Source organism: Caballeronia hypogeia (genome assembly GCF_001544875.2).
GTDB classification, from domain to species: Bacteria; Pseudomonadota; Gammaproteobacteria; order Burkholderiales; family Burkholderiaceae; genus Caballeronia; species Caballeronia hypogeia.
Genome location: NZ_FCOA02000009.1, coordinates 200,741 through 225,372, shown reverse-complemented (window position 1 = coordinate 225,372; position 24,632 = coordinate 200,741). Strand labels below are relative to the sequence as shown.

The 24,632-nt window shown below is 64.0% G+C and carries 22 protein-coding genes; 7 read left to right on the top strand and 15 right to left on the bottom strand.

All coding sequences use genetic code 11. From position 1 onward, the window contains the following. Positions 1-243: 243 nt before the first annotated feature. Both AWB79_RS16390 and AWB79_RS16385 read left to right on the top strand, forming a co-directional pair. A complete protein-coding gene (locus tag AWB79_RS16390; protein WP_061168492.1) occupies positions 244-1,233 on the top strand; it encodes a metallophosphoesterase family protein in 990 nt (329 codons plus the stop codon). Positions 1,234-1,241: 8 nt separating this feature from the next. After that, complete coding sequence (locus AWB79_RS16385) at positions 1,242-1,655, top strand: cupredoxin domain-containing protein (protein ID WP_232470916.1); 414 nt, start codon at positions 1,242-1,244, stop codon at positions 1,653-1,655. A gap of 24 nt (positions 1,656-1,679) precedes the next feature. Here AWB79_RS16385 and AWB79_RS16380 read toward each other — a convergent pair whose 3' ends face one another. From AWB79_RS16380 to AWB79_RS16370, 3 genes are all read right to left on the bottom strand, one after another. Further along, the gene (locus AWB79_RS16380; protein ID WP_061168453.1) at positions 1,680-2,777 is read right to left on the bottom strand and encodes a 4-hydroxyphenylpyruvate dioxygenase family protein; all 1,098 of its coding nucleotides are present in this window, start codon (positions 2,775-2,777) and stop codon (positions 1,680-1,682) included. A gap of 160 nt (positions 2,778-2,937) precedes the next feature. Beyond that, the gene (locus AWB79_RS16375; protein WP_061168452.1) at positions 2,938-3,186 is read right to left on the bottom strand and encodes a hypothetical protein; all 249 of its coding nucleotides are present in this window, start codon (positions 3,184-3,186) and stop codon (positions 2,938-2,940) included. A gap of 37 nt (positions 3,187-3,223) precedes the next feature. Beyond that, the gene (locus AWB79_RS16370) at positions 3,224-3,724 is read right to left on the bottom strand and encodes a lecithin retinol acyltransferase family protein (RefSeq protein WP_061168451.1); all 501 of its coding nucleotides are present in this window, start codon (positions 3,722-3,724) and stop codon (positions 3,224-3,226) included. Between the two features lie 472 nt (positions 3,725-4,196). Here AWB79_RS16370 and AWB79_RS16365 point away from each other — a divergent pair, with 472 nt between their 5' ends. After that, positions 4,197-4,484: a hypothetical protein gene (locus tag AWB79_RS16365; protein ID WP_061168450.1), complete on the top strand. Its 288-nt coding sequence runs from the start codon at positions 4,197-4,199 to the stop codon at positions 4,482-4,484. A 109-nt stretch (positions 4,485-4,593) separates the two neighbouring features. Next, positions 4,594-5,364, top strand: a complete 771-nt coding sequence (locus AWB79_RS16360; RefSeq protein ID WP_061168491.1) for a PP2C family protein-serine/threonine phosphatase — start codon at positions 4,594-4,596, stop codon at positions 5,362-5,364. Between the two features lie 5 nt (positions 5,365-5,369). Here AWB79_RS16360 and AWB79_RS16355 read toward each other — a convergent pair whose 3' ends face one another. The 11 genes from AWB79_RS16355 to AWB79_RS16305 form a co-directional block, all read right to left on the bottom strand. Continuing rightward, the gene (locus tag AWB79_RS16355; protein WP_061168449.1) at positions 5,370-6,674 is read right to left on the bottom strand and encodes a sigma-54 interaction domain-containing protein; all 1,305 of its coding nucleotides are present in this window, start codon (positions 6,672-6,674) and stop codon (positions 5,370-5,372) included. After that, the gene (locus AWB79_RS16350) at positions 6,671-9,730 is read right to left on the bottom strand and encodes a peptidase domain-containing ABC transporter (RefSeq protein ID WP_061168448.1); all 3,060 of its coding nucleotides are present in this window, start codon (positions 9,728-9,730) and stop codon (positions 6,671-6,673) included. Before AWB79_RS16350 ends, AWB79_RS16355 begins: the two co-directional genes overlap by 4 nt. A gap of 25 nt (positions 9,731-9,755) precedes the next feature. Beyond that, the gene (locus AWB79_RS16345) at positions 9,756-10,508 is read right to left on the bottom strand and encodes a peptidylprolyl isomerase (protein ID WP_061168447.1); all 753 of its coding nucleotides are present in this window, start codon (positions 10,506-10,508) and stop codon (positions 9,756-9,758) included. A 72-nt stretch (positions 10,509-10,580) separates the two neighbouring features. Beyond that, a complete protein-coding gene (locus AWB79_RS16340; protein ID WP_061168446.1) occupies positions 10,581-11,954 on the bottom strand; it encodes a beta-barrel domain-containing protein in 1,374 nt (457 codons plus the stop codon). Beyond that, positions 11,932-14,457, bottom strand: coding sequence for an FHA domain-containing protein (locus AWB79_RS16335; RefSeq protein ID WP_061168490.1), 2,526 nt, complete (start codon positions 14,455-14,457; stop codon positions 11,932-11,934). The genes AWB79_RS16340 and AWB79_RS16335 overlap by 23 nt, the downstream gene beginning before the upstream one ends. A gap of 260 nt (positions 14,458-14,717) precedes the next feature. Continuing rightward, complete coding sequence (locus AWB79_RS16330) at positions 14,718-16,166, bottom strand: efflux transporter outer membrane subunit (protein WP_061168445.1); 1,449 nt, start codon at positions 16,164-16,166, stop codon at positions 14,718-14,720. 280 nt (positions 16,167-16,446) lie between these two features. Further along, positions 16,447-16,734, bottom strand: coding sequence for a hypothetical protein (locus AWB79_RS16325; protein ID WP_061168444.1), 288 nt, complete (start codon positions 16,732-16,734; stop codon positions 16,447-16,449). Between the two features lie 24 nt (positions 16,735-16,758). Next, positions 16,759-17,058, bottom strand: coding sequence for a hypothetical protein (locus AWB79_RS16320; RefSeq protein WP_063963504.1), 300 nt, complete (start codon positions 17,056-17,058; stop codon positions 16,759-16,761). Between the two features lie 54 nt (positions 17,059-17,112). Beyond that, the gene (locus tag AWB79_RS16315; RefSeq protein WP_061168442.1) at positions 17,113-17,400 is read right to left on the bottom strand and encodes a hypothetical protein; all 288 of its coding nucleotides are present in this window, start codon (positions 17,398-17,400) and stop codon (positions 17,113-17,115) included. Between the two features lie 350 nt (positions 17,401-17,750). Then, a complete protein-coding gene (locus AWB79_RS16310; protein WP_061168441.1) occupies positions 17,751-18,209 on the bottom strand; it encodes a DUF4399 domain-containing protein in 459 nt (152 codons plus the stop codon). A 27-nt stretch (positions 18,210-18,236) separates the two neighbouring features. Further along, positions 18,237-18,674 carry a DUF4399 domain-containing protein gene (locus AWB79_RS16305; protein WP_061168440.1) on the bottom strand — a complete coding sequence of 146 codons (438 nt, stop codon included), beginning with the start codon at positions 18,672-18,674 and terminating at the stop codon, positions 18,237-18,239. A 329-nt stretch (positions 18,675-19,003) separates the two neighbouring features. Here AWB79_RS16305 and AWB79_RS16300 point away from each other — a divergent pair, with 329 nt between their 5' ends. Then, positions 19,004-20,926, top strand: coding sequence for an SUMF1/EgtB/PvdO family nonheme iron enzyme (locus AWB79_RS16300; RefSeq protein ID WP_074169385.1), 1,923 nt, complete (start codon positions 19,004-19,006; stop codon positions 20,924-20,926). Positions 20,927-20,929: 3 nt separating this feature from the next. On the opposite strand, the gene AWB79_RS16295 is transcribed toward AWB79_RS16300, so the two are convergent. Beyond that, positions 20,930-22,801: a DUF3857 domain-containing transglutaminase family protein gene (locus tag AWB79_RS16295; protein WP_061168438.1), complete on the bottom strand. Its 1,872-nt coding sequence runs from the start codon at positions 22,799-22,801 to the stop codon at positions 20,930-20,932. Positions 22,802-23,023: 222 nt separating this feature from the next. Here AWB79_RS16295 and AWB79_RS16290 point away from each other — a divergent pair, with 222 nt between their 5' ends. After that, complete coding sequence (locus AWB79_RS16290) at positions 23,024-24,181, top strand: HPP family protein (RefSeq protein ID WP_061168437.1); 1,158 nt, start codon at positions 23,024-23,026, stop codon at positions 24,179-24,181. 28 nt (positions 24,182-24,209) lie between these two features. Beyond that, positions 24,210-24,620, top strand: coding sequence for a MarR family winged helix-turn-helix transcriptional regulator (locus AWB79_RS16285; RefSeq protein ID WP_061168436.1), 411 nt, complete (start codon positions 24,210-24,212; stop codon positions 24,618-24,620). Positions 24,621-24,632: the final 12 nt, after the last annotated feature.

Below are 24,632 nucleotides of genomic sequence, written 5' to 3'. Positions count from 1 at the left end.
TTTTCGCGCCTTCCTCTCCGTTACTCCCCACGCCGGCGCTTTATTCCCGTGTGCCGCGGCGAATCAAAAAAATATAGCGGGAATATTGCGCCGCGTTCCTCGGTTCGATGGACGGATGCCGCTGCAACGTCGCTTTTCCGGGCGCTGGTCGCCGGCCTCGCGCTCATGCATCGAGCCGCCATGAGCGTGACCTTGCCGATTCCCATGACAAGAACCGCGGCCGCAATCATCGAAGGAACCATCATGAAAACCGATCCGAACGCACTTCCGTCCTCGCAGCCTCCCGACGAACTCGACGAACACGGCAAGCGCCGCCGCACCGCGCTTTCCTGCATGGCGTGGGCCGGCGCGGGCGTGATCTGGACCGTGAGCGGCGGCGTGCCGGTCTCGCGCCTGATCTCGTCAGCCGAAGCCGCCGAGAAGACGAGCTCGTTCAGCTTCGTGCAGATCAGCGACAGTCATATCGGCTTCAACAAGGATCCGAACACCGAGCCGACGAGCACGCTCGAAGAGGCCATCACTCGCGTAAGCGCGATGCAGAAACGCCCCGCCTTCATGATCCACACCGGCGACATCACGCACATGTCGAAACCGGCGCAGTTCGATACGGCGACGCAGATCATCGACAAGGCGGGCATGGACGTGCATTACGTTCCGGGCGAACACGACGTGCTGGTCGAAGACGGCAATCCGTTCTTCGATCGTTTCTCCGGGCAATACGGCAAAGGCAGCAATCGCCACTGGTACAGCTTCGATCAGGGCGGCGTGCATTTCATTGGCCTGACCAACGTGATCGATCTGAAAGGCGGCGGTCTCGGCTTTCTCGGCGATGCGCAACTCGCGTGGCTCAAGGCCGACCTGCAGGGCAAATCGAGCAGCACGCCGATCGTCGTTTTCGCGCACATCCCGCTATGGGCGCTGTATCCGCAATGGGGCTGGGGCACCGACGACAGCGCGCAGGCGCTCGCACTGTTGAAGCGCTTCGGCTCGGTGACGGTTTTGAATGGCCACGTCCATCAGGTGGCGCAAAAAGTGGAGGGAGAGATGCGTTTCTATTCGGCGATGTCCACCGCGTTTCCGCAGCCCGCGCCGGGCGCGGCGTCCGGCCCCGGACCGATGAAGGTTCCGGCGGAGCAGTTGCGCACCATGCTCGGCCTGCGCGAAGTCACGCACATTGCTGGACGCGGTCAGCTCGCGGTCACGGACACGGCGCTCGCCGTCGCGCAATCATGAACGCCGCCATGTTGGCGAACTACGCCCGGAGCACGATGTCGCCCGAAAATCTCCGCCCGCTTGCCGGCAAATTCCTGCGCCGCGCAGCGTTCGCGCTGGTCGTGAAGGGCGTCATCAGCGCCGCGATTCCGGCGGCGTGCGCGCAGGAACCCGCGCAACAGGTTGCGGCGGCCAACGCGCCGACCATCTCCATTGACAACTTCGCGTTCAGTCAGGCGACGATCACCGTGCCGGTGGGCGCGAAAGTGACGTGGGTGAATCACGACGACATGCTGCACACCGTCGCCGACGAGGGCAAGAGTTTCAAGTCCGACCCGCTCGACAGTGGCGAAAGTTTCTCGCATGTGTTCGACAAGCCGGGCACCTACAAGTACTTTTGCTCGCTGCATCCGCACATGACGGGGACGGTCGTCGTGCAATGAGCGGCCGTGCGCGCGGAGCCGTCGTTATCCGCGCGCCCTGGCAATCGCGCTCAGATTGCCCTCGCCGAACCCGTGATGGCCGCGCCGCTCCACGATCTCGAAGAACATGTCGCCGGGCTTGCGTTCGACGAAGGTCTGCAGAAAAAGCTGCGGCGTGCCGTCGGGCAGGATCTCGCCATCGACGAGAATGCCGCGCGTGCGCAGCCTCTCGATATCGAGGCCGTGGCCGGGCAGTCGGGCGTCGATCTCGTCGTAGTAGCGCGGCGGCGGTTGCAGGAAACGCACGCCGCGCGCCATCAGGGCGTCGACGGAGGCGAAGATATCCGCCGATGCGAGCGCGATATGCTGCACGCCCTCGCCTTCGTGATCGGGCAAGTACTGCTGCATCAGGTCCGTGCGATACGTGCCTTCCTCATAGACCGGAATGCGGATCGAGCCGCACGGCGAAATCGTGACGGCGGAATCCTGCGACACGTGCCAGTCCGGATGCACCTGATGAATCTCCTCGAAGTGCAGCACTTCGCGGTAGAAATCGAGCCATTCCTGGATGCGTCCCGCACCGACCGTCTGCGTGAAATGGTCCACTTCGAGCAGGCCCGCGCCGGCGAGTTCGGCGCTCGCGCCGGGAATCGGCCGGAAGTCGATGTCGTAGATCGACGCCACGCTGTCGCTGCCCTTGCCCGGCCAGTGATCGACGAAATAGATATGCGAGTCGCCGATGCCCTGAATGGCCGGAATCGCCAGTTCGTTCGGGCCGATCTTTTCTCCTTCGAAATCCCACGCGCCATATTCGAGCGCGCGTTCATGAGCGACCTGCGCGTCGAGCACGCGAATCGCGATCGCGGCGATGCCGACGCCGTGCGTTTCGGCGAAACGCGACGCGAACGAATCCTGCTCCGCGTTCAGCAGAAAGTTCATGCTGCCTTGGCGAAACAGCGTCACCGCCTTGCTGACGTGCTGCGCCACCGGCACGAACCCGAGCGTCTTGAGCAACTTGGCGAGCCCTTCGGCATCGGGACTGGAAAACTCGACGAACTCCAGCCCCGCGATGCCGAGCGGATTGTCGCCCGCCGTGGGAGCGGGCGTCGCGCGGGCGGAGGAAGAGGAGTCGGGCTGGGTCATCGGCAATACCTCGAAAATGGTCTAACTGGTTCACGGACGCAAAGCTACCACGACCTGCGGCGTCCGCGCGACCCTTCCGGAATCTGCCGCTAGAGTAGCGGCAGCGCGCTTTCCGTGTCAAAGCCGGGACAGCCCGACGCGTCCCGGCCCGAACGCGGCTTCACGCGGCGAGGCGCTCCGCGCTCATCGACGGACGCCGCGCCTGAGGCGGGAACACGTTCCAGGTGCCGTCGTCGTGCCGAAAGAAGACGATCGCGAGCGGCCCGGCCGGATGCTCTGCCTCGATACAGACATAGCGCGCGCCGGTGACATGCGAACGGCACAGCCGCACGACGCGTGCCGGGTGCGCGGGGGTCGGCGCGAGCCATTTATCGACGGCCCAGTGCAGCGAGTTTTCGGCGGATTGCATGATGGTCTCCTCGGGATGCGTCGATGAAGCCTGCGGTTCAGGCCGCGAGCGCCGCGCCCATATGGCTGCGGCGCTGGGCGGCGAGGTAAGCGCGGAACAACCCCGTCACCGCGCGGCAAGCGGCGCGCGGATGCGCGAAACAGGCCTGCACCTGACGGCTGCGGGCGCGGCCGTCGAGGCACCAGGTCACGAAGTGCTCGCAGTTGTTGGTGAGCAGCCGATACTGGTCTTCGCCAAGGCGGCTGCGCGCGCGGCGCACCGCTTCCATGCCGACGTAGCGGGCGGCGGGATTCTGGCGAATCGTGATTTCATGGCCGGCGGCGAACTGCTCGACGCTGACTTCCTCCACCGGGCCGCGGTCCAGCGACTTCGCGAAACCCGCGTAGTGAATGACCATGCCGTTGCCCGCATAGATGCCGTGATGCTCGTAGCCGGAGCGGAGCGTGACGAGCTCGGTCCCGGGAGCCGGTTCGTCGTCGAACGAGAAGCCGCGTACGGCTTGCTGATCGATCAGTCCGGATTGCTGGGTGGTTGACATGGCTGGCTCCGATTCTTCTCTTCTGGCGCCGAGTGTTTGTCTGGCGCCGGGTTGCCATGTCATGTGCATCTTTCTTGCCAGTTATTACAAGTCTATGATTTAACTGGATTAATGCCTCCTTTTGGACGATTTTCGGGGCGCTCCTGTTTTTTCCAGACCAACAGTTTTTCGCGCGTTTTGTTGGTCTCCGAACGCCACAATCGCCTTGCCTCAGACGACCGGCGCAAGCGCTGAAAAAGCCCTTCAGGGAGTCCGCGCGAACTGTTGGTTCCCGGCCGTCGCGCGGACGCCGATTGTTGGCGCCGATCCAACGGAAACGATGCCGGCATGTCCCACCGGCCCATCGGACGATGCCGCCCGAAGCCCGCCTGATCGGCCAGTCGGGCGAACGCGCCGGATAGAAGCGCGCATCGGCACAAGCCTTGCATTGACACCGTGCGTTCTGCTTCCAAGCACTCTGCGGAGAAACGAAATGAGCACGATCACCGTCACGGACCTCGAATACGACCGCGAACTCGATCACGCGGCGATGTCGGCCATCAGCGGCGGCGGCGGGGCGCCGTGGATCTATGGCTGGATCACGCCGTTTTCGAACGGGCAGCAAGGTTTCGGCGGTGTCGTGAACATCTACGACATCACCAACAACTTCACGGCGGGACAGATGATCAACCAGTTCCAGAACGTCGACGTCAACAACACCGGCAACGGCGCGACGCTCACGGTCAATCCGACGTCGACGGCCGGCAATCGCGCGGGCTGAGCGGCGCCGTGCACGCCGGCATTCGTTTCGGCGCACGTTGGCGCACAATGAGCGGGGCCGCGAGCCGCGCCCGTGCGCCGACACGCCACCCAGCATTTCGGAGGTTGCCGTGACCTTCACCACCGAGTTTCGATGGACCTCCGCCGCCCGCACCGATACCGGCTGCGTGCGGCAGATCAACGAAGACGCGCTGCTCGATGCGCCGGAGCGCGGCTTGTGGGCCGTGGCCGACGGCATGGGCGGGCACGCGGTCGGCGACCTCGCGAGCCGGATGGTGATCGAGAGTCTTGCGAAGGTGTCGGGGACGAACGGACTCGCCAGCGTCGTCGCGGACGCACGCGCGCGCCTCCTCGACGTGAACGAGCAATTGCGCGCGGAAGCGGCGCGGCGGCAGGTGTCGCGCATCGGCAGCACGGTGGTGCTGCTCGCGGCGTGCGAAGGCGCGTGCGGCTATGTCTGGGCCGGCGACAGCCGCGTCTATCTGTTCCGCCACGGACGCCTGGTGCAGTTGACGCGCGATCACAGCCACGTCGAGGAACTGAAGGCGCGCGGGCAACTGACGGCGGAAGAAGCGCTGCATCATCCGGCGCAGCATCTGATCACGCGCGCGGTCGGCGCGCTCGACGTGCTCGAACTCGACGAACACACGCTCGCGCTCAACGACGGCGATACGTTTCTGCTATGCAGCGACGGATTGTCGAACGAGGTCAGCGAAGCGGAGATGGCGAGCGAGCTTGCGCCGGGGGATTGCGAAGTGGCGGCGCAGCGGCTGCTGGAAATCGCGCTGGCGCGCGGCGGGCGCGACAATATTTCGGTGATCGTCGCGCATGCCGAGGATCTGATGGCGCTGGACAAGACGCAGGTGAATCCGGGGATTTAGCGCTCCTACTCCCCCTCCCGGCTCTTCGCCGCCGCGCGAAACTCCTTCGAATGCAGCCCGTGCTTCTTCAGCAGCATCTGCAGATGCGACCGGTTCATCTCATACCGGCGCGCAAGCTCCGCCACTGTTCCGCCCACTTCCTGCAAACCGCGTTCGAGAAACGCGCGTTCGGCTTCATCGCTCGCGACGCGCTTTGCCTCCGCCAGCGAACTCGCCGTCGCGATGCCGTTGCCGCTCGCGGCGGGCCCGCCCATCGCCAGTGAAAGCGACGACTTCGGCCGGATATCGACCGGAAGGTGATCGATGTCCGCCATATCGCCCGCAAGACAGGCCAGCCGATACACCACGTTGCGCAACTCGCGGATGTTCCCCGGATAGTCGTAATTGCGCAGGAAATCGCGCAGACGCGGCGACAACTTCACCGGCCGGCGCTTCAACGTCGCCGCCGCTTCATCGCCGAAATACGCGAGCAACAGCGGAATCTCGTCGCGCCGCTCGCGCAACGCGGGCAAGGTCAAATGAATCACGCTCAGCCGATAAAACAGGTCTTCGCGAAAGCGCCCTTCATCGCAGAACTTGCGCAGATTGCGATTGGTAGCCGCGACGATGCGTGTATCCACCGCGATCGGTTGATCCGAGCCGACTCGCTGTATCTCGTGCGCTTCGAGCACGCGCAATAGCTTGACTTGCCCAGACAGCGGCAACTCGCCGATTTCATCGAGAAAGATCGTGCCCGTATGCGCGCTCTCGAACTTGCCCTTGCGATCGTTGGTCGCGCCCGTGAACGCGCCCTTGCGATGCCCGAACAACTCCGACTCCAGCAGGTTATCTGGAATCGCGCCGCAGTTCACCGAGATATACGGCTTGTCCGCGCGCGAGCCGTTCGCGTGTATGACTTTCGCCATCAGCTCCTTGCCGGTGCCGCTCTCGCCGTCGATCAGCACGGGCAGATCGGTCGGCGCGGCTTTCTCCGCTATTTCCAGCGCTTCGAGCAGCTTGGGGTTATCGCCGAACGTGCCTTCGAACACGAAGCTGCGTTCGATCAGGGCCTGCCGCCGCGCGCCCGGCGTGAGATCGCGTTTCGGCTCCGCGGCCGCAGCCTGCACGAAACGCTCCTTGTGCGACATCTGCATCACTTCGTCACGCAACGCACTCGCCTGACGCAACAGCTTTTCGATTTCGGGCCGTTCGAGCCGTGAGGTCCATCTGAGCGTCGAGCGCAGTATCTCGATCTTTTCGATGAGCCCCGCATACGAAATTGCCGATGCGGGCGCGCTGCTGTCGCTTTCCGGTTGGTCGAGTATCTTCATGCTGCGCTCAGTTGCTTCTGCACGAGTTGGTAATACATGCCTTTTCTCGCGACGAGTTCGTCATGCTTGCCCTGCTCGACGATGCCGCCTTCATACAGCACGAGAATCTTGTCGGCGCGCATGATCGTCGAGAGCCGGTGCGCGATGATGACCGCCGTGCGTCCCTTCAAAATCTCCTGCATGTTGCCGAGAATATTGCTCTCCGATTGCGTATCGAGCGCGGAAGTCGCTTCGTCGAACACCAGCAGACGCGGATCGTGATACAGCGCCCGCGCAATGCAAAGCCGCTGGATCTGCCCGCCCGATAATCCCACGCCGCGCTCGCCCACAACCTGCTCATAACCGAGCGGCATCTTCGCGATGAAGCCATGCGCGTCGGCCATCTTCGCGACTTCCTCGATGCGCCGGCGGTCGGGCGTCTCGTCGCCGCTCGCGATGTTCTCCGCGATCGTCCCCGAGAACAGCAGATTGCTCTGCATCACATATCCGATCTGCGCGCGATAGAAACCCTTGTCGATCACATTGAGATCGTAGCCATCGACAGTCATCTTGCCTTCGCTCGGCGCATAGAAGCCGACGAGCAGCTTCGCGAGCGTCGTCTTGCCCGAGCCGCTGCGCCCGACGATCGCGATCAGCTCGCCCGGCTTGATATCGAAGCTGATGTTCTCCAGCACGTAGGGCGTCTCGCCATCGCCATAACGGAAATACACGCCGTTGAAACTGATTTCGCCTTGAAGATCGGGCAGCATCACGCGCTGCTGCATCTCTTGCGGCTTTTGCTCGGGCTCGATATCGAGCACGTCGCCGAGGCGCTCCATCGCGACGCCGGCATCATTGAGCAGGCTCCACAAGTTGATGAGGCCCATCAGCGGCGACAGCACGCTGCCCATGAACGCATTGAACGCGATGAGTTGCCCGATGGTCAGTTCGCGCGCGAGCACGAGATTCGCGCCGGCCCACAACACGCCGATGGTCGTCGCCGCATTCAGCAACTGGCTGCACAAGCCCACCGCGATATTGAAGCGCTGCGCCTTGTATTGCACTTCCAGCGACTTCGCATACTTCTTTTCCCACTTCAAACGCACCGCGCGCTCGATGCCCATGCCCTTCACCGTCTCCACGCCGCCGAGCGCCTCCATCAGGTACGAACGGGCATCGGTGCCCGCGGAGAACATTTCGCGCGCGTTCTGCTTGATTCGCGGTGTCGCGAGAATCGTGAGCGCCATCATCGGGATCACGAAGGCGATCAGCAGCAAGGTCAGCTTCACGTTGTAGAGGAACATGATCGTGAAGTAGATGAAGATCATCAGCAGGTTCAGCACGGTCGAAACGGTGGATTCCGTGAGGAACGCGCGAATCGTGTGATTCTCCTGAAAGCGGGCGAACACGTCGCCGGTCTTGCGCTTCGCGAAGAAGCCGAAGGGCAGCGAGAACGTGTGCTTGAAGAACTGCGACATCATCGAGAAGTCCATGTTTCGCACCATGAAGTTCGCGAGGTATGCGCGTATCGACGACATCAGTTGCGAGAACAGATTGGCGATGATCAGCCCGCCGATCAGCACATGCAGCAGCCCGACGTTCTGATGCACGATAACGCCGTCGAGAATGTTCTGGATGATGAGCGGCGGAATCACGCCCAGCACCTGAATGACGAAGGTCGCGAGAAACAGGTGCAGCAGGATCTTCTTGTACGGCTTCAGGTAGCCGACGAAACGTATCCACGGCGAGCGCGAAACGGCCTTCTGCGTCATGTCCTGCCCCGGCGTGAAGAGCAGGCAGGTGCCGCTCCAGCCGCGCTCGAACTCGCCCACCGTCATCTTCTTGAAGCCGATCGCCGGGTCCGCGACCCACACGTTCTCCTTCGAGATGCCGTAGATGATGATGTAGTGGTAACCCTCCCAGTGCGCGATGAACGGCACTTCGAACCCGCGCAGAGATTCGAACGTGCATTGCACGCCGCGCGTCGTGAAGCCGAGCGATTCGCCCGCGCGCGCCAACGAATCGAGCGTTGCGCCTTGCGTCGTCACGTTCGCCAGTTCGCGCAGCTTGCCGACCGTCATGTTGATGCCGTAGTGGCGGCAGATCATCGCGAGACACGCCGCGCCGCAGTCCATCTCTTCCGCCTGCTCGACCCATGCGAAGCGCTTGATCACGCGCTCGCCGAGTTCGGGCTTCGTGTGCAGATCGAGCATCGCGGGAAGCTTGCGGCGTTCGGCGAGCTTCTTTTGCCGCTGCAATTCGCGCTCGGTGAAACGGATGCGTTCTTCGAGCACCTCGCGCAGCTTCACGTTGCGTTCGATGATGAAATGCACCGTCTTCTCAGGGATCACGAGCAGGCGCGTATCGGCGCTCGCAATGGCGGACGCCATCTGCTCCTGACGCATCACGCAGGCCTTTTCGCCGAAGATCTCGCCCGGCCCGAGCGTCGCGAGCACATGGTGTTCACCGCCTTCCTCGCGCTCGATGCGCACTTCGCCCTGACGCACGACATACAGACGCCGGTCCTCGCGCGAATCCTGCCTGAGAATCTCCTTGCCTTCGCCGACGCGCTTCACGCCCACACTGCGCACGCATTCTTCGAGCTCATCCTTGTTGAGCTTGCCGCGCAGATCGAAGAGCCTGGCGACGAAGCCGCCCGCCGAATTGATCGCGACGTAGCTCGTGACGAACGCGAGCGCGGCCGGATTCCTCGCGATGACGGGCTCGATCGCGGCGCGCGGAATGTGCAGCAGTTCGGTCTTGCCCGAGGAACGCACCGACGACTCATGGCGATAGTCGCGCAGCATCGCGATATCCGCGAAAGTCTCGCGCTCCTTCTTCACTCCCATGCTGATTTCCTTGCCGTGCTCCTCCGTGAAGATACGCACGGAGCCCGCTTTCACGACATAGAGCCCATCGGCGGCGTCGCCGGCGTTGCATACGGTCTCGCCGAAGCCGAAGCGGCGCGATTCGGCCTGCAGCGCGAGTTGCGCGATTTCCTCGCGCGTGAACGGCGAAAGAATCTCGACCGAGGCAAGAAAGTCGGCGGGGGAATCGAGGTTCGAGGGCGCGTCCATGAATAATCTCGTTATCGCGTTCCGGTCAGCGCGCTTCGATGACATGCTCTTGTGCGCGCGCCATCATCCAGTCGTCGCGCAACAGGCGGCGGATTTCCGCGTTCACGTCTTCGTCGAGCTTCGCGGGATACTTCGCTGTCACCGCGAAAATCTCATACGATGCGCCGTCGGCCGCCACGAACGGCCCCAGCAGGTCGCCGACTTCGGCGTTGAATACTTTGGCTTCGATATCGGGCTTAAGCTGCCCGCGCATCACGCGGCCGATCACGCCGCCTTCGTCACGCGTGTCGGCAAGCGAATGCTCGCGCGCCATGTCGGCGAAGCTGTCGGGATCGTCGTTGAGATACGAGATCATTTCCTTCGCGCTGCCTTCGGTGTCGAGCAGAATGTGGCTCACTTCAATGCTGTCGAATTTCGGCGAATTCAACTGGAAGTACTCTTCGACCTCACGTTCGGTGCCGACCTTATCCAGCATCTTTTCCTGATAGAGCGTGTCGGTCACGAACACCTCGAATTCGTCGAGGCTCACGTTGAGCGCGTCGAGATAGTTGTTCATGTCCGCCGCGCGATGCAGGCCGCGAATGCGGCGGAACTGGTCGGCGCGATTCTGGATTTCATCGGCGCTGACCTCGACGCCGGATTTCTTCGCGGCGCGCACCGTGATCTTGTCGCGCACCAGTTGCTCGATGAGTCCGTCGAACTGGCCATTCAGCTTCAGCAACCTGATGAATTCGCCGACGTCGACCACTTCGTCGTCGATACGCACAATCGCCGTCATGTCGTTCTCCGTTCGGAAATATAGAGATCTCGTAGCATGTCCCTGCTTCGTCGTGCGTGAAACCCTCCTTTGCTATCCCGCCACATTGCGGAACGGATCGAGCCCGAGGTCGATCAGGCGCCGCTCGCGCACCACGATCTCGGCGGTCGCCGTCATGCCGTAGCGCAGCGGATACTTCGTGTCGGCGACCTGGTAGAAATCGCGATCCAGCGTCACGCGTCCTTCATAGACCGGCTGCTTCGTGCCCGGGCTCGGCTTGGTCGCGGGCGAGATGAACGCGAGGGTGCCGTCGATCACGCCGTAGCGCTGGTACGGAAACGCGTTGAACTTGAGCTTCACGCGCTGCCCTTCGCGCAGGAACGCGCGGTCGTGCTCGGCGATCTCGATCTTCAGCACCGGCTTCGCATTCGCGGGCGCAATGCCGCCGATGGGCGTGTTGGCCTGAATCTTGTCGCCGGGCTGCGTCGAGGTGACATCGGTGACCACGCCCGACACCGGCGCGAGAATCAACAGAAAATTATCCTTGTCGATGTTCTCGAACTTGATGCGCGCGGCGGCATCGGCGACCAGCCGCGCGGTCTGTAATTGCAGGCGCAGCTTGTCTTCGGTGCTTGCGACTTCGCGCATCGCCGCTTCGTATTGCAGCCGCAGATTGGTCGCTTCCTGGCCGCTCGTTTCGAGCTGCCGTTTCGCCTGCGTGAAATCGTGACTCAGCTTGAAGTCCAGTTCCGCCAGCCGCGACTGCTCCACGCGATACGCGCCGTCCGCTTCGAGATACGTATTGCGCTTCGCATCGACCTGCGCCTCCGATACGCCTCCGCCACCCGGCAATGCGATCAGGCGCTGAAAACGATCGAGATCGACCTTCGCGGCATCGCGCGCGCGACGCGCGTTTTCCAGCGTGCTGCGCGCTTCCTGCAATTGCGCCTTCTGGCCTTCCGCGAGCTTGCTCGTGCCTTCCGACACTCGCAGTTGATGCTGATGCTCCTCCACATCCATCTGATCTTTCAGCGCGGCGATCTTGCGCTCCATCAGAAGCTTTTTCTCGGGGAACTGCTTCCATTCACGCTCGGCGTCGTCGAGCTTCAGTTGGGCTTCGAGCGCGTTGGATGCAGCCTCGATCGCGCCGCGCGCATTCAGCCGCGCGATCACGTCGTCCTTGCGCACGGGCTGGCCTTCCGCGATATAGAGATCGGCGAGTTCGCCATCGATCGGCGCATAGAAGCGGCGCACTTCCGATTCCGGCGCGAGCGTGCCTTGCGCGGTGACCATCACGTCCGCATGTCCGACGAAAGACCACACGAGCGCCGACGCGACCAGCGCGACCATCGCATACACGAGCGCGTGCGTGATCCTCAGCGGCTCGGCGGTCAGGATCGAGATGCCGTCGGCGCCGTGGTCCCCGAGCGCTTCCGACAGCGGTTTAAGGTGTGCGTCTCTCTTCACTGCTCGTGCCTCCGCCGATCAGACTCAGCTTGGTGTTGAGAAGCCCCGGTTCGAGCACCATGCGCAGATCCTGCAGCGAGCGACGCTGCAAATCCGCTTCGGTGCCGATCTCGCTGGCGAGCGTGCTCCACTTCGCCGTGGCGCTGTCCGCCTTCACTTGCCTGAAGATGCGCATGCCGCGCGTGGCCGCGTCTTCCGCATCGGACAAGAGCCGCGCCTGCGTCCTGAATGCATCCGACACACCCGATTCGAGCCGCTGCGATCCGCCAATGCCGCCATTCGTCCGATACTGCTGCCACGACGTTTGCGCCTGCGCCATGAGACCTTGCGCGCGGCCGATCGCCTTGTCTTTCAGCGATGCGACTTCGGGCGCAACCGCTTGCGCGTAATACGTGTCGCTGTCGAGATCGAGCGTTTCGTAAAAGGACAAAAGCGCGTCTTCATAGCCCTTCGTGCCGCGCGCCTTCTGCAAGTCAGAAAATTGCGCGGCTATCGCCTTCTTGTGCGCAAGCTCCTTTTGCACCATGGGCGACCACGTTCCCTGCGGCAACTTTTGCAGCGCATCGATCGCCTGCGCGCTCTTGCCGTGATTCCAGGCATCGGCGACGACGGCGTACTGCGCCAGCACATCGGGCGGCGGCAACTGACTCGCGCTCATCTGACGAAGCTTTTCCTGAAACGGCGGCGTCGAGAAATTCGCTTTCGTCACCGATCCCGCCAGCGGCGCGAGGCTCGCGCCGCCGAGATTGCGGCGCAATCCGCTGTAGGCGTCGAGATCGGCGCGCACGCGGTCGAGGCCGGCAAGACGCGGATACTTGTCCGCGTAATCCTTGAGCGTCGCGTTGATCGCGTCGAGATCGTCCTGACCAAGACTTTTGACGATGCTCGCGTCCAGCCGGTCGATGGCCGCGAGATACACGGAGTCGTCGCTTTGCAGCTTGCGCAGATGACTCAACGCGAGCGCATACGGATCGCGAAACTCGGGCACATAGCCCGCGATACGGTCGAGATCGCGCTGATGCCCCGATGCGTCTGCTTCCCAATGCTTGAGGATCGCGCCGATACGCGGCTCGTCGCCGTATATGTGAATGGGCGCGTCGGCGCCGCCGCGACTCATCACGAAGCTTTCCAGCTTGCCGATCCACTGCAGTTCGTCGAGCAGCGAATGCACGTCCGGGTTGTGCTCGCTGAGCGCGCGCATCTGCGCGATGATCTCGTCCGCGCCCGCGAAGTCGCCCTTCTTCATCGCGGCGAGCCAGCGCGGCACGTCGGACTTGAGCACGGCTTCGGTGTTCATCGAAGCGAAGTGCGCGTCCTGTGGATGCGATTGCAGATAGGCGTTCGTGACGCTGGCGGCTTCGGCGAACTCGCCGTGCGCCATCAGCGACCTCGCCTGACGCTCGGGCGAGCCGGCAAAAAAGAGCGTCGCACCGATCGCAACCATCGCCGCAAGCACGCCTGCCACGATGATGCGCGTGCGTCGCGCGGCGCGGCGGTCGTCGCTCGCGAGCACCTTGCGTAATTCACCGACGAAAAGCGCGAACTTGCCGCGCTGTGCCGTGCGCGCGACCGCGCGACTTTCCTCCGCTGGTTTCTGCTGCGCCTCTTCGTTGACTTCGTCCTCGCGCGCGGCAGCCTGATCGACGCAGAAGATATCGAGAAACGAATGCGCCGAGCCGACGAAGGTCGTCTTGTCGCCGTCCGGCTCTTCCGTTTGCATCGACTGCGCTTGAGCCTGGGCCATCTCCGTGAGCGTGGATTCGCCCTCGTCGCCGTGCACATGCACGCTGTACCCGAAGTGCGATCCGCCGAAAGCGACGGTATCGCCATTCTTCAGTTCGACCGCCGATGCGCCGAGTCGCTCGCCGTTGACGAAGGTGCCATTGGTGCTGCCGAGATCCTCGACAAACGGCGCGCCGCCCTTGACGAACACATGCGCGTGCCGGCGCGACACGTAATTGACCTGATGCGGATAGCGCTCCCGATAGCGCGCGAAGGTGTCGTCGGTCTTGCTGATGAGAAAAGGGAACTGCGCGAGTTCGATCGGCTGCAGGCCGAGATCGTCGCGCTGCGGCAAGAGCGTGACGCCGACCGCCCTGGGTGCGTTGAGCCGTCGCGTGCGCGGCGCGAACTGCACGCGATACGACAGCCGGCTGCCAAATGAGATCACATCGTCATTGCGCAGTCGCGCGGGCGTATCGCGCACGGGCGTGCCATTCACGGCCGTGCCGTTCTTGCTCGCGAGGTCCGCGATATAAACAAACCCGTGCTCGATGAAAATGCGCGCATGACGACGCGAGAGTTGCGCCACGGCCTCGGGCGGGCTCGTGTCGAACGGCGCTTCGGCGCGCCCGATCGCGAAGAGATTTTCGTCGATGCGGATTTCCGTCAGCCGGTCGGCCACTTCAGCCGCGAGCTCGCGATGCGGTACGGGCTTCAGGATGACATCGAAAGCCTCGCCCACGCCCGGCTGTTGCTCCGCAACGGATAAGCCTTGAGCCATGTCCATGTCACGAGGTATGTCCAGCCGCTGCCGCCGACGCGCCAGAGGAATGCCCGGCAAGCCCGGGCGCATGGACAGGTTGGACCGCGCCGTCATGGATGTCGTTTGCAAACGGCGGCTGTTGAAAGTTTAAGTCACGCATCGTCGTAGTCAATCACGCGGCACTGGTGCAAAACGCCATGAATCGGCGGTTGAGAAATGATCGTCGGCATTCCTTGCGTGCGCTGTCGTAACGATCGCCGTGCAATTCGTAGATCGCTTCACTTCAACCCGTCCTTGCTGGCGCTCTGCACGTCGATGGTCGGCCAGCCGCCGCCGAGCGCCTTATAGAGCGTCACCGTATCGGACAAAATCTGCTGATGATTGGCGAGCAGCGCGAGTTGCGCGGCGAGCAGCGTGCGCTCCGTCTCGAACACTTCGAGTTGCGAGATCACGCCCTCTTTCAGTTGCGCGTCGATCTGCGCGGCCACCACGGTCAACTGATCCACTTCCTGTTGCAGTTCGACGCGCTGTTTCATGTGCGAATCGAGATTGACGAGCGCGTTCTCCACTTCCTCGAAGGCGCCCATCACGGTGCTGCGATATTGCTGTTCCGCCACCGTGGTCTGCGCTTCGGTGGTCTTCACGTGTGCGCGCACGGAAGGATCCAGAATCGGGATGTTAATGCTGGGCAGGAAGCTGAACGTGAAGGACTTGAGCAGGTCCGTGAGCTGAAAGCTCGCGGAGCCGCCGCGTCCGGTCAGGCTGATGGTCGGAAGTTGCGCGAGCTTCGCCTGACCGACGAGGTCATACGCTTCCAGCACGCGGTACTCCGCCGCGATCAGATCGGGACGCCGCGCCAGCAGTTGCGAAGGCAGGCCGCTCGGCACCGGCGGAATCTGCACGCGTTTTTGCAGCTTGCCGTCGGGCACCTTGAACTCGCCGGCAGGCACGCCAATCAACGTGGCGAGCGCGTTGTCGGCCAGGTCGCGCGAGCGACGCAGTTCCAGCAGATCGCGGGTCAGGCGATTGAGCTCGGCGCGCTGCGTGAGCACCTGCGTCTTGGGCACGAGACCGTTCTTCTGCATGCCTTCGAAGATCGTCAGGATCTGCTGGTTCGTCGTGATGGTCTGCTTCTGCTGCTCGATCTGGTCGTCGAACTGAAGAATCTGGAAGTAGGTGGTCGATACACTCGCGACGAGCTCGAGATAGCCCGCGCGCCAGTCTGCCTCGGTCGCGCGGAATTCGGCCTTCTGCGCCTGCACGCCCTTCTCGACCGCGCCCCAGATGTCGATGTCCCAGTTGACCTGCGTCGCCACGTTGTACTGCTTCGAGAACGGCTGGCCTGTGGTCTTTTCGAAGCTCGCGCCCGCGCCCAGGTCCATCGAGGGCAGCGCGCCCGCACGCGCCTCGCCGATCTGCGCGCCGGCCACCTGAATGCGCGCGGCGAGCACCTTGATGTCGAAGTTGCCGTTGATGGCCCGCTGCACGAGCGCATCCAGATACGGGTCATTGAACTGCTTCCACCAGTCCGGCTGAATGGTGTCGGAGGCGGCGACCTTCGGCGCGTCGATCTTCGTGAAGGCGGTCTTCTCGGGCGTGTCGGGACGCTGGTACGCCGGCACCTTCAGGTCGAGGCAGCCCGCCAGCAGCGATGCGGCGAGCAGGCCCGGCAGCGCGATCCACTGGCGTCCGACGAACACGCGCAACGATGGCAATAAGGCTCGCACGATCTCGCTCCCGGTGAACGCGCACCGACGGTTGAGGTTTCAGAGGTGAAAAGCGCGACGCCCGCCGCCGGATACATTCAGTAAATCACACGGCGGGCCGCGACTCCATACGGGTTAAGTCACGGGTTGAATCACGGCTTGGTCACGTGGCGCGCGCGTGCTCTGTGGCGCGTCGCGCGTCCGGACCGTGACGCCCAGGCATCGGGCGGTATTGCAGCGGAGTTCCCCGCACCCCGCTCTTACTGCATGAACACTCGATTCATTCCCTGCGACCGCGACTTCACATCTCGCGCGGCGAGTAGCCCGGATCGATGTTGATGTTGCTCTTGTTCTTCGCGTCCTGATGCGGGTCGGTGAACGCGTCGATGCCATGCGCGAACGCGACGTTATTGCCGTTGAACACGCCGGTGTTCTGCTTCTGGTCGGCGAGCTGCTGCACCGACGCGCTCACATCGAACGTGGACTTCGTGCTCGGGAAGTAGAAGTTGTAGCCGCCGCGCACGGCGGACATTTCGCTGCGGCCCATTTCTGCGGCATGGGCGAGATCGCGGATGACGAGAGTCGACATGCTGGTCTCCCTGAATGGTTTCGTTCAGAGTGCGCGCACGAGGCCGCTGCTCGGGAATACGTTGATGTTGCTGGTGTTCTTGGCGTCCTGATGCGGGTCGGTGTCGGCGGTGATGCCCTGCGCGAAAGCGACGTTGTTGCCGTTCACGACCTTGGTGTTCTGCGATTGCGTGGCGAGCTGCTGCACCGTCGCGCTCAAATCGAACGACGACTGAAAGCTCGGATAGCTCGGGAAAAAGACGCTATTGCCGCCGCGCACAGCGGACATTTCGTTGCGGCCCATTTCTGCGCTGTGGGCGAGATCGCGGATGGTAAGAGTTGACATGATGGTGGGCTCCTGGCGTTCGTGACGTAGTGAATGTGATGGTGTCTGGATGAATCAGGTCAGCTCGCGCACCGGCGCGCTGCCGAAGTTGATGTTGCTGATGTTCTTCGCGTCCTGAACCGGATGCGTGTTCGCGGTGATGTCGTGCGCGAACGCGACGTTGTTGCCGTTCACGACGTTGGTGTTTTGCGACTGGTTCGCGAGCTGCTGCACCGTCGCGCTGAAATCGAAGGACGACTGGTAGCTCGGGAAATAGATGCTGTAGCCGCCGCGCACCGCGGACATCGCGCGGCTGTCGAGTTGTTCGGTAACAGGCAGGTCTTTGATGGTCAGCGTTTTCATTTCGGTTCTCCTTGAGATGCGCATCGCGCGTTCGGTGGTGGTTTCGAGCAACTTGTCTGCTCGGGCCAGTTATATGCATGGCCTGTGCCAATCGCTGAACGCATTGCGCATTTTTCTCGCTGTCCCATGCTGCATAAGGCTTCCGTCTCCGTCGTCATCATGTTGCTCCCTGCTTGTTCCGATCACGCCTGACGCTGGTTCTCCGACACTTCACACAGAGGCTGTTGGTTTCGAGACGACATCGTTCGTCAAGGCAAACAGGCGTGCGTTTCCATCCGCGCGACAGGTCGCGGACTTGAGGTCAAAAGGGGAAATGCGCCGCTCAGGTTCTGCTCGCGCGGCGCCCGGATTTACTTCACGTAGATCGTGATCTTTCTGGAATAGACCGGCGGGTTATGCGGTATGTGCTTGTCGTCGCCCATCAAGAGCTGCAGCGTGTGTTTGCCCGGCGGCAGCTCGATCATGGTTTCGGTTTCGCCCGCGCCGTAATGCAGATGATTGCGATCCGATGGAATCTCCTGATCCATCGGCGGCAAGTCCACATCGATCAGCAGATGATGATGTCCCGTATTCGGAAACTTCACGCCACGCGGCGCGACGCCCATATAGCGCAGCCCGAACCAGACCTTGAACGGCTTGCCCGCGGGCAAGGTCTGGCCATCGTTCGGATAGCCGATATACGCATAGGCGTTGGCGGGCGCTGGCGTCGTCCCGGCCAGCGCGCAGGGCGCGGCGAGCGCGCTCGCCAGCGCCGCGGCGACGAGGATCGTGCGCGAGCGCGCGAGCGCGTGAGCGGTTCGTTTGGTCATGTCTTTTGCCCTCGGCAAGTGCCCGGCTCATTTCACGGTGATAGTGATCTTCTTCGAATACACCGGCGGATCGTGCGGAACGTGGTTCAGGTCGCCCATCAGCAATTGCAGCGTGTGTTTCCCGGGCGGCAGCTCGATGCGCGCATCGGTCTCTCCCGCGCCGTAGTGCAGATGATTGCGGTCGGACGGAATTTCCTGATCGAGCGGCGGCAGATCGACATCGATCAGCAGATGGTGATGCCCCACGTTCGGCAGATCGATGCCCTTCGGACACACGCCCATGTTGCGCAGGCCCATGCGTACCCAGAGCTTGCCGCCGGAGATGACGGCGCCGTCGGGTGGCCAGATGATGTACGCCTCGGCGTTGGGCGGCGCGGGCGTACGCGCACGCGCGGCGGGAAACGACGAATCGGCCGCTAGCGCGGCGATGGCCGCCAGCGCGCCAAGCACGGTTCTTCTCAGCATGTTATGCACGCCTCTCTCGTTGAAAGGCCTCGCGGACGGGCCAGGAAAAACGCTTGCGCCACGGGCGAACGCCCGTGCTCGAAGCGTCATGCAGCGCCTTCGCTTTTTAGATTAGGACGTTACGTTTAAAAAAGATACGTACCGAGGCGGGGGCTCCATTCCCCCGGGAAGCACCCCTTCTTGATGGGGATTAAGCGGCGCGCGGAGCGCGTGCTATCGTTGTTGATGCTGGATATCAAGGGCGCGGACCTCGCCCGTGCAGCCTCGGCATGGAGGCGCGATCGCTTCGCCATGCCGCCCACTCAAAGCCGAACGGACAGGGTGTGAATATGTGGCGAACTCTTCTAATCGCAGGCATGTTCGGGGTGATCGGCGGTGCGCTCGCGCCAGCGAGCGCGGCTCCGGTTGCGCCGCCGCCCTCTTCCATTCATGCGACAGTCAAAGAGGCGCCGCATCGCATGGCGCTCGTCATCGGCAATGCTGACTATGCCGATCGTCCGCTCGCGAGCGCCGTCCTCGATGCAAGCGACATGAGCGCCGCGCTCGCCTCGCTTGGGTTCGACGTCACCCGCCGTACCGATCTCGATGACCACGCGATGCATGAAGCACTCGATGCCTTCGCCGCACGCCTCGGAGCGCGCGACACCGCGCTCGTCTACTTCGCCGGCCACGGCGTGCAGGCCGGCGGCGATGCGCTGCTCGTACCACTCGGCGCACGCGAGCGCGAACCCGCGACGCTCGTGCGCGGAGCGCTCACCGCGCGCGAGATCGTCGAGCGCATGGCGCGGGCGCGGCCGGGCGCACCGAATATCGTCGTGCTCGACATGTGCCTCACCGCTCCGTTCGAGCCAGTGCCTGCGCAAACCTGGACGCTGCCGCCGCGCACGCTCGTGGCCTATGGCGCCGCGCCGGGCGATGCCGCCGCGGAGGGCGCGCGCAACGGCCGCTTCACCGCTTCGTTGTTGCGCGCGCTCGGCCGGCAATCCACCGTGACGACCGCGACCTTCGAATCCGCCGCCACCGATGTGATCCATGCATCGCGCGGTGCGCAGCGGCCCTGGATCGCATCGACATTCGATGCGCGCTTCGCCATCGCCGATGCATCGAGCGACATGCGCATGGCGTCCGAGAACGCCATCGATGCGGAGCAATCCGCCAACGCCATCCGCACGCGCGGCATTCTGCCGAAGGACAGCAACGAGCAGTACGAACTGACGTTCTGGGAATCGATCAAGGACAGCACGTATCCGAGCGATTACGAGGCTTATCTGAAGGCCTATCCGAATGGCCGGTTCGCGGCGCTCGCGAAGGCGCGCATCGAACGGCTGCGCGCGGCGGGAAACGCGAAACCGGCGGCTTCGTCGACCGCGCCCGCGCCGCCGGCGGTGACGGCCACGCCCGCCGCGCCCGCGCCCAAGCCCGCGCCGGCATCGACCGCCGCGGCGCCTGCTCCCGCGCCGAAGCCGCCGCCGGCAACGACAGCCGCCGCGCCCGCCGCCGTGAAGGCGGCAAGCAAGGCCGCAAGCGGCGAAATCAAGGACTGCCCGTCCTGCCCCGTGCTCATTCCACTCTCGCCAGGCAGCTTCACGATGGGCAGCAACAACGACGATCCCGCCGAGAAGCCGCCGCATCGCGTATCGATTGCGCATCCGTTCGCGATCGGCAAGTACGAGGTGACGGTCGAGCAATGGAACGCCTGCACCGATGCGGGCGCATGCACGCGCATCGCGCCTGACGCCGAGTCGAGCACGCCGCCGCCCGCCAATTCGCCGATGCGCAACGTGAGCTGGGACGACGCCAATGTCTACGTCAAATGGCTGAGCAAAGTGGCCGGCAAGTCGTATCGCCTGCCGACGGAGGCCGAATGGGAATACGCCGCGCGCGGCGGAACGCAATCGACTTACTGGTGGGGCGATCAGATGAAGAAAGGGACCGCCGACTGCAAGGATTGCGGCGATCCGTACAAGCCCGACGCGCCCACGCCGGTCGGCTCGTTCGCGGCGAACCCCTACGGCCTCTACGACGTGAACGGCAGCGTCTGGGAGTGGGTCGCCGACTGCTGGCATAGCTCGTACAAGAGCGCACCCGCCGATGGCCGCGCGTGGGACGATCCGTCGTGCTCCGTGCGCGTGATTCGCGGCGGCTCGTGGCGCGAAGGCGCGGCCTACATGCAGTCGGCGACGCGCTTCAAATACAGCGCGAGCGTGCGGCAATCGCAGAACGGCTTTCGCGTCGTGCGCGACATGGAGTGAGCCTCAGCCGCCGGCCGCCTTGACGATGATCTGCGCCTGCGTATCGCGCTCGATCTTCCTGAGCGCGGGCAGCGCCGCCTGGTAATCGCCGGGCGAGCACACCTGTCGGCCGAAGCGCGCATCCAGCGTGCGCGTGATCTGGATCACGTTGGTCGCCGGATCGAGCAGATAGCGCGAACGATAACGAAAAAAGTCGCTCGTCAGTTCGAGATCGTCGGGCATTTCGGTCACGCGCATCTGCCGGGGCAAGGTGATCTGCGAGACCTCGTCGAAACTCCCGCCGATGCACAGATACGGCTGCGTGCGCGTGCGCTCGGCGAGCCAGTTGCGCGTCTGCGTGGCGATGCCGCCCGACAGACTCGAAAGCGCCTGCAAGGCGGTCGTGCCGGTCGGCCAGACGATGTCGTCGAGCGTGCCGCGCAAGGTGGTCGCGAACGGGCCGCTGGTCGCATCGACATCGCTGGTCGTGAGCGCCGCCGCGCCGCGCAGGTTCGTGAAGCGCAGCCGGTCCGCGGCAATCTGGTCGCGCCGCTGCGCGGTCGCGGTGCGCAACATCATGCGTTCGATCTCCGCGCTCCATCCCGCGTCCTCGACCCAGTAAGCGAAGTTCGCCTCGCCTTGCGGCCCGACGTCGATCTGCAGGCGTGCCGCGCGCGTGAGCGACTGCGTCGGCGGGGTGCGGGCGAGCGCGCCGGTGTTCACGAGCAGCGCGGGCCGATCCATGTCCGCAAGCGGCAGAAAGCCGAATTCGACGCTCGCCGCCGTGCTGTCCGCATACACGTTCAGGTCCGGCAGCCACGTAATGATGTGATTGATCGCGCCCGATCCGTAACCCGGCACGGATGGCAGCGCGTACACCGAGCCCAGACCGATCAGCGCGGGCTCGTTGCGAATACCCGCGGCATCGAGCAGCGCGCCGTACAGCGCGACATGATCCTTGCAGTCGCCGTAGCGGTTCGCGAGCACCTCCGTCACGCGATGCGGCACGGCCGGACTCTGGCCGATGAACATCGCGACATAGCGAACGTGGCGGCGCACCCAGTCGTAGAGCGTCTGCGCCTTCGCGCGATCGTCAGTGTCGTTTTGCGTGAGCGATTGCGCGAGCGCGCGGATGGCGGGATCGCTCGCGCCCGGATCGGCGGCGGCGTCGCGATAGCTTTTCGCGAAGCTCGCGTAATCGGGAAAGGTCGTGACCATCAGCCGGTCGCCGTATTGCGCGTAGCCGACCGAGCCATGCTCGATCCGCGCGAAATGCGCGCGCCGGTATTCGAACGCGTAGCGCGTGCGCCCGTTCTGCGTGACGGGCGGCTCGGCGACGTAGCCGCGCGCATCGGCATAGAGGGGCTTGTCGGCGGGCAGATCGAATACGAGCCGCTGTTGCAGGACCGGACGCTGGCCCGGCTCGACGAAGTAGTTGAACTGTCCGGGAATCACCGCCGCCGCCTGGCTCTTGCGAAAGCGCAGATGCACGGTCGAACCGATGCCCACCGCCGGAAAGATCACCGCGCGCAGCTTCGCGTCCTGGAAGGTCGGCGCGCCCGCCGAGCGCGGCTCCTGAATGTCGCGCATCTGGTCGGGCGAGACGTCGTGGCGCGCGCCGTTCGCATCGACGGAATACGCCTCGACGATCTCCACCTTCGACACGCTCTTGTCGTACCAGACGTAGCGCTGGGCGATTTCATCGACGCCCGCCGAGGTGTTCGCACGCAGCACGGTCGCGTCCTCCTCGGTCAGCGAGCCGTCCGCGGCGACGACGAACGCGTGCTCGTCGCTGACGATGGTCGAGGGATCGTCGGCCGGCGCGGCAGACGCGCACGACCACGCGTACACGCAGGCGAGCACGCACGCCAGACGAACGAGGAAAGAGCGCGCCATGTGAATGGCCCGAAGAGGCTCGCGCCGCGCGAGCGAAAAGTCATCCTACCGCACCCGGCGATGCCGATGCGCACGCGCGTTCATATGCAAAATATCAAGATACGCGACAATTTGTATCATATCGCGATATAATTTTGAGATTGACGACGCACGCTTGCTTTCAAGCCCACCACCCGGCCGGCCAGTGTGTATTTCCACTGACCTCTATCGGAACGCTGAAAAGTGTCGCGCATCGCATTGCTTCGCTGGTTGCATGGCTTTCTCCCCGCTCCCGTCACCCTGCGCTGGACCGAGCGCCTGCGCGCGGGACTGGGCGCGCTGATCGGCATTGCGCTGACGGGCGGCATCGCGCATCTGCTGGTCGGCGATGCGGCCGCGATTCCTTATCTGATCGCGCCGATGGGCGCCTCCGCCGTGCTGCTCTTCGGCGTGCCCGCCAGTCCGCTCGCGCAGCCGTGGTCGATCATCGGCGGCAACGTCGTGTCGGCGACGGTGGGCGTGACCTGCGCGCTGTTCGTGCACGATCCGATCGACGCCGCCGCGCTCGCCGCGTGTCTGGCGATCTGCGCGATGTTCGCGCTGCGTTGCGTGCATCCGCCTTCGGGCGCGGTCGCGCTGACGGCGGTGCTGGGCGGGCCGTCGATCCACGCGCTGGGCTACGGCTTCGTGATCGCGCCGGTGGCGATCCAGTCGGCGGCGCTGCTGTCGTCGGCGATCGTATTCCACACGCTGACCGGCCACCGCTATCCGCACGGCCACGCCGCGCCGAAGCCCGCGACGACGACGCCCGACGCGTCATCTTTTACGCGCGCCGATCTCGAAGCCGTGCTCGCGCGCCGCAGCGAAATGCTCGACGTCGATCCGGACGACCTCGAAGCGCTGCTGCGCGAAACTCAGTTGCAGGCCTACGCGCGCCGCTTCACCGAGTTCACCTGCGCGGACATCATGTCGCGCGCGGTCGTCTCCGTGACGCCGGACACGAGCGCGCAGGCGGCGCTCGCGCTGATCGACCGGCATCGCGTGAAGGCGCTGCCGGTGATCGACGGCACGCGCCGCGTGTGCGGCATCATCACGCGCGCCGACCTTCCGGCGGCCGGCCATCGCGCGGGCGTGCTGCACGGCGCGCGGCGCGGCATCGAACGCCTGATGCGCGGCCCGTCGACCGCGCCGGCGCGCGTCGCCGAACTGATGACGACCGACGTGTGCACGGTGCGGACGAATACGGCCATCGCGGAACTGGTGCCGATGTTCGCGCACTTCGGGCACCACCACATTCCGGTGATCGGCGCGCACGATCAGCTCGCCGGCATGATCACCGAGACCGACCTGATTTCCGGCCTCTACCGGCAATCATTCGCGGGCGAGCAGAAGACTGCCTGATCCGCGCAGCGTATCGAGCGAATTACCGATGAACCACTCGCGCACTCTCGACAAACCGGACTTCGAACAATTGTCCGAATTCCGCTATCAGATGCGGCGCTTCGAGCGCTTCTCCGAGCGCGCCGCGCAGGACGAAGGCATCACGCCGCTGCAATATCTTCTTCTGCTGCATATCAAGGGCTATCCGCGCCGCAACTGGGCGACCGTCGGCGAGCTCGCGGAGCGCATGCAGTCGCACCATCACGGCGTCGTGGCGCTGGTCACGCGCTGCGAGGCCGCCGGACTCGTTCGACGCGCGCAAAGCGCCGAGGACCGTCGCCAGGTGCAGGTTTTTCTCGAAGCGCGCGGCGAGCAGGTGCTCGCGCGTCTCGCCGCGCTGCATCGCGCGGAACTCAAATCGCTCGAAGGCGCGTTTCGCGTGCCCCAGATCGACCTCTGATTCTCCCGGAGC

Excerpts from the sequence above, each read along its gene's own strand:
- AWB79_RS16365 (WP_061168450.1), top strand. The coding sequence starts at position 4,197 with ATGAGCACGATCACCGTCACGGACCTCGAATACGACCGCGAACTCGAT.
- AWB79_RS16370 (WP_061168451.1), bottom strand. The coding sequence starts at position 3,724 with ATGTCAACCACCCAGCAATCCGGACTGATCGATCAGCAAGCCGTACGC.
- AWB79_RS16390 (WP_061168492.1), top strand. The coding sequence starts at position 244 with ATGAAAACCGATCCGAACGCACTTCCGTCCTCGCAGCCTCCCGACGAA.
- AWB79_RS16295 (WP_061168438.1), bottom strand. The coding sequence starts at position 22,801 with ATGGCGCGCTCTTTCCTCGTTCGTCTGGCGTGCGTGCTCGCCTGCGTG.
- AWB79_RS16305 (WP_061168440.1), bottom strand. The coding sequence starts at position 18,674 with ATGCTGAGAAGAACCGTGCTTGGCGCGCTGGCGGCCATCGCCGCGCTA.
- AWB79_RS16385 (WP_232470916.1), top strand. The coding sequence starts at position 1,242 with ATGTTGGCGAACTACGCCCGGAGCACGATGTCGCCCGAAAATCTCCGC.
- AWB79_RS16345 (WP_061168447.1), bottom strand. The coding sequence starts at position 10,508 with ATGACGGCGATTGTGCGTATCGACGACGAAGTGGTCGACGTCGGCGAA.
- AWB79_RS16285 (WP_061168436.1), top strand. The coding sequence starts at position 24,210 with ATGAACCACTCGCGCACTCTCGACAAACCGGACTTCGAACAATTGTCC.
- AWB79_RS16310 (WP_061168441.1), bottom strand. The coding sequence starts at position 18,209 with ATGACCAAACGAACCGCTCACGCGCTCGCGCGCTCGCGCACGATCCTC.
- AWB79_RS16380 (WP_061168453.1), bottom strand. The coding sequence starts at position 2,777 with ATGACCCAGCCCGACTCCTCTTCCTCCGCCCGCGCGACGCCCGCTCCC.
- AWB79_RS16300 (WP_074169385.1), top strand. The coding sequence starts at position 19,004 with ATGTGGCGAACTCTTCTAATCGCAGGCATGTTCGGGGTGATCGGCGGT.
- AWB79_RS16375 (WP_061168452.1), bottom strand. The coding sequence starts at position 3,186 with ATGCAATCCGCCGAAAACTCGCTGCACTGGGCCGTCGATAAATGGCTC.
- AWB79_RS16320 (WP_063963504.1), bottom strand. The coding sequence starts at position 17,058 with ATGTCAACTCTTACCATCCGCGATCTCGCCCACAGCGCAGAAATGGGC.
- AWB79_RS16335 (WP_061168490.1), bottom strand. The coding sequence starts at position 14,457 with ATGGCTCAAGGCTTATCCGTTGCGGAGCAACAGCCGGGCGTGGGCGAG.
- AWB79_RS16315 (WP_061168442.1), bottom strand. The coding sequence starts at position 17,400 with ATGAAAACGCTGACCATCAAAGACCTGCCTGTTACCGAACAACTCGAC.
- AWB79_RS16325 (WP_061168444.1), bottom strand. The coding sequence starts at position 16,734 with ATGTCGACTCTCGTCATCCGCGATCTCGCCCATGCCGCAGAAATGGGC.
- AWB79_RS16350 (WP_061168448.1), bottom strand. The coding sequence starts at position 9,730 with ATGGACGCGCCCTCGAACCTCGATTCCCCCGCCGACTTTCTTGCCTCG.
- AWB79_RS16355 (WP_061168449.1), bottom strand. The coding sequence starts at position 6,674 with ATGAAGATACTCGACCAACCGGAAAGCGACAGCAGCGCGCCCGCATCG.